Source organism: Falsiroseomonas sp. RANM36, from assembly GCF_056682175.1.
Window position 1 is genome coordinate 351109 of record NZ_JBWXTD010000006.1, and the last position, 3691, is coordinate 354799.

Below are 3691 nucleotides of genomic sequence, written 5' to 3' on the forward strand. Positions count from 1 at the left end.
GGTCGCCGCGCGGCGCCCGCCTCACCCGGCCTGCGCAACGCCCCCGCCGCCGCGCCGGTCCGGGCCGGAGCCTAGACGCCAGCGATGACCGACGCCGCCATCACCTTCGACCGCGTGACCAGGGCCTTCGGCGCGGTGCGCGCGGTGGACGAGGTCTCCTTCGCGCTGCCGCGGGGCGCGCTGGTGACGCTGCTCGGGCCGTCCGGCTGCGGCAAGACCACCACGCTGCGCCTCGTCGCCGGCCTCGAACTGCCGACCGAGGGGCGCATCACCATCGAGGGCCGCGACGTCACCCGCCTCGCCGCGGCCGAGCGGCGCATCGCGATGGTGTTCCAATCCTACGCGCTGTTCCCCCACATGAACGTGCTGGAGAACGTCGCCTACGGCCTCGTCGTCAACGGCGCGCGCAAGGCGGCGGCCGAGACCGACGCGCTGGCGATGCTCAAGACGCTGGGACTAGAAGGCCTCGGCCAGCGCCTGCCGTCGGAGCTTTCCGGCGGCCAGCAGCAGCGCGTCGCGGTGGCGCGTGCTTTGGTGCTGCGGCCGCAGGTGCTGCTGTTCGACGAGCCGCTGTCCAACCTCGATGCCCGCCTTCGCCGCCGCGTGCGGGAGGACATCCGCGACCTGCAGAAGCGCCTCGGCCTTTCCGTGGTCTATGTCACCCACGACCAGCAGGAGGCGCTGGCCGTCTCCGACCTGGTCTGCGTGATGCGCGCGGGGAAGATCGCGCAGATGGGCACGCCGAACGAGCTCTACGAGGACCCGGCGGACGCCTTCATCGCCGACTTCATGGGCGAGGCGAATGTGCTGGATGGCGAGGTGCTCGGTGAGGGCCGCATCGCGCTCGGCGGCGTCGCGCTCGCCACGCGCATGCGCGCCCATCCCGCCGGCCCGGCGCAGCTCGCCGTGCGGCCGGAATCCATCACGTTGCTGGCCGAGGGCGAGGGCCTTCCGGGCCGTATCCAGCGTGCAGCGTTCCTCGGCCAGACCCGCGAATACGAGGTCGAGACCGCGGTCGGCACGCTGTTCGTCGTGGCACCCGCCGCCGCCCCGGCCTTCGCCGGCGGAGAGGCGGTGCGCTGCCGGATGGAGCGCGTGATCCCGCTGCGCCCGCCGCGCGGCTGACGCCCAGCGGAGCTACTCCCAGCGCAGGCTCTCGTTGCGCGGCGCCGGGCTGGCCGCCGGCGGCTCGGGCGCCGCGTCGCGGCGCTGGCCGCCCCGCCGGTCCAGGCTCTCCACCGCAGCCAGCGCGAGTGCCGCCACCTGCACCAGGCGCTGACGCGCCTCCACCGGCGATCCCTCCCGCGCCTTCACCCGCGCCCATCCGGCATAGTCGGTGATCAGCTGCACGAACTCGTCCGTGGACATCCGGTCGTCATGCGTCGGGCCGCCCCATTGCGCGTCCTGCCGCGTGCGTTCCGCAGCCACTTCAGCGAGCGCCGTCGTCTCGGTCATCGTCTTCTCCCTCCTCGCGATCCTGCCTAAGCGGGCGACGTCACGTCACCCCTTGCTTCCCGCCTTCCCGCGCTGCGCGAGCCGCGCCTCCGCGTCCGCCACGCGCCGCACCGTGCCCACGAAGCTGTCGGGATTGAGCGACATGGAGTCGATGCCGCGCTCCACCAGGAATTCGGCGAAGTCCGGGTGATTGCTCGGCGCCTCGCCGCAGATGCCGACGGTGGCGCCGCAGGCCTGCGCGCGCGTGATGACGTCCGCGATCATCCGCTTCACCGCGGCGTCGCGCTCGTCGAACAGCCCGCGCAGCTCCGCCGAATCGCGATCCACGCCCAGCACCAGCTGCGTCAGGTCGTTCGAGCCGATGGAGAAGCCGTCGAAGCGCGCGGCGAATTCCTCCGCCAGGATCACGTTCGAGGGGATCTCGCACATCACGAACACCTTGAGCCCCGCGCGCCCGCGCTCCAGCCCGTGCCGTGCCATCTCCGCCAGCACGCGGTCGGCTTCCGCCGGGGAGCGGCAGAAGGGCACCATCACCACGACGTTGTCGAGGCCGATCTCCTCCCGCACGCGGCGGATCGCGCGGCACTCCAGCGCGAAGCCCTCGCGGTACCGCTCGCTGTAGTAGCGCGAGGCGCCGCGCAGCCCGAGCATCGGGTTCTCCTCCACCGGCTCGAAGGCCTCGCCCCCAAGCAGATGCGCGTATTCGTTGCTCTTGAAATCGCTGAGGCGGACGATCACGGGCTTCGGATGGAAGGGCGCGGCGAGCTTGGCGATGCCGCGCGCGAGCCGGTCCACGAAGAATTCCGTCTTGTCCGCAAAGCCGCGCGTCAGCGCATCGATCTCCCGCCGCGCCACGGGATCCGTCACGCGGTCGGGGTGCACCAGCGCCATCGGATGGATGCGGATATGGGCGTTGATGACGAACTCCATCCGCGCCAGGCCGACGCCATCGGCCGGGAGCCGCCACCAGCGCAACGCCGCGGCGGGGTTCGCGAGATTGATCATCATGTGCGTGCGCGTCCTCGGCAGCTCGCCGAGGTCGAGCTCCGCCTCGGTGAACTCCAGCCGCCCGTCGAAGACCTGTCCCTGGTCGCCCTCCGCGCAGGAGAGCGTGATCGCCTGCCCGTCATGCAGCGCCGTCGTCCCGCGCTGCGTGCCGACCACGGCGGGCACGCCGAGCTCGCGGCTGACGATCGCGGCATGGCTGGTCGGGCCGCCATGATCGGTGACGATACCGGCCGCGCGCTTCATGATCGGCACCCAGTCCGGGTCGGTGGATTCCGTCACGAGGATCGCGCCGTCGCGGAAGCGGGCGATGTCGCCGGCGTCGCGGATCACGCAGGCCTCGCCCGCGGCGATCGCATCGCCCACCGCCGCGCCGGTCAGCAGCGGCCGCGCGCGCCGATCCTTGAGGCGATAGGTGCGCAGGCTGGCTGCGCCGCGCAGCGCCTGCACCGTCTCCGGCCGCGCCTGGACGATGTGCAGTTCGCCAGTCTCGCCGTCCTTCGCCCATTCCATGTCCATCGGCCGGCCGTAATGCCGCTCGATCGCCGCCGCCCAGCGCGCCAGGCTGAGGATCTCGGCATCCTCCAGCACGAAGGCGTCCTGCTCGCGCCGCGTCGTCTCGACCAGCGCCGTACGCGCGCTGCCGCCCGTGGCATAGACCAGCTTCCGCGCCTTGCCGCCGCGCGTCTTCTCGAGGATCGGCGCGAAGCGCGGATCCTGCAGCAGCGGCTTGAACACCAGGTATTTGTCGGGATCCACCGTGCCCTGCACCACCGTCTCGCCAAGGCCCCAGGCGGCGCTGATCACCACGGCGCCGGGAAAGCCCGTCTCGGTGTCGATCGAGAACATCACGCCAGACCCGGCCAGGTCCGACCGCACCATCACCTGCACGCCGATCGACAACGCAACCTGCAGATGGTCGAAGCCCTGGGCCTTGCGGTAGCTGATGGCACGGTCGGTGAAGAGCGAGGCGTAGCAGCGGCGGCAGGCGTCCAGCAGCTCCTCCTCCCCGCGCACGTTCAGGAATGTCTCCTGCTGGCCGGCGAAGCTCGCCTGCGGCAGGTCCTCGGCGGTGGCGCTGCTGCGCACCGCGACGGCGGGGGCCCCCCCCCCCCCCCCCCCGCCCGCCCGCGGCGCCCGACCGCGGTCATGGACATGCCGCCGAAGAGATAGGGCAGCAGGCCGCCGAACAGCAGGCCGACCACCACATAGGGGTTGGACAGGCTGAAGG

At 72.0% G+C, this 3691-nt stretch carries 4 protein-coding genes; 1 reads left to right on the top strand and 3 read right to left on the bottom strand.

The genetic code is table 11. From position 1 onward, the window contains the following. Positions 1 to 84 precede the first annotated feature (84 nt). The gene (locus AC1MIR_RS23205) at positions 85 to 1125 is read left to right on the top strand and encodes an ABC transporter ATP-binding protein (RefSeq protein WP_480030553.1); all 1041 of its coding nucleotides are present in this window, start codon (positions 85 to 87) and stop codon (positions 1123 to 1125) included. Positions 1126 to 1137: 12 nt separating this feature from the next. Here the strand turns inward: AC1MIR_RS23205 and AC1MIR_RS23210 are convergent, their stop codons facing one another. From AC1MIR_RS23210 to AC1MIR_RS23220, 3 genes are all read right to left on the bottom strand, one after another. After that, positions 1138 to 1455, bottom strand: a complete 318-nt coding sequence (locus AC1MIR_RS23210; RefSeq protein WP_480030554.1) for a hypothetical protein — start codon at positions 1453 to 1455, stop codon at positions 1138 to 1140. A gap of 45 nt (positions 1456 to 1500) precedes the next feature. After that, positions 1501 to 3549, bottom strand: coding sequence for a phosphoenolpyruvate synthase (gene ppsA, locus AC1MIR_RS23215; protein WP_480030555.1), 2049 nt, complete (start codon positions 3547 to 3549; stop codon positions 1501 to 1503). After that, on the bottom strand, positions 3480 to 3691 hold a 212-nt coding region (locus AC1MIR_RS23220; protein WP_480030556.1), incomplete at its 5' end, for a hypothetical protein. The genes AC1MIR_RS23220 and ppsA, both read right to left, overlap by 70 nt.

Bases quoted from the DNA above. Each gene is read 5' to 3' on its own strand.
- AC1MIR_RS23210 (WP_480030554.1), bottom strand. From the start codon at position 1,455: ATGACCGAGACGACGGCGCTCGCTGAAGTGGCTGCGGAACGCACGCGG.
- AC1MIR_RS23205 (WP_480030553.1), top strand. From the start codon at position 85: ATGACCGACGCCGCCATCACCTTCGACCGCGTGACCAGGGCCTTCGGC.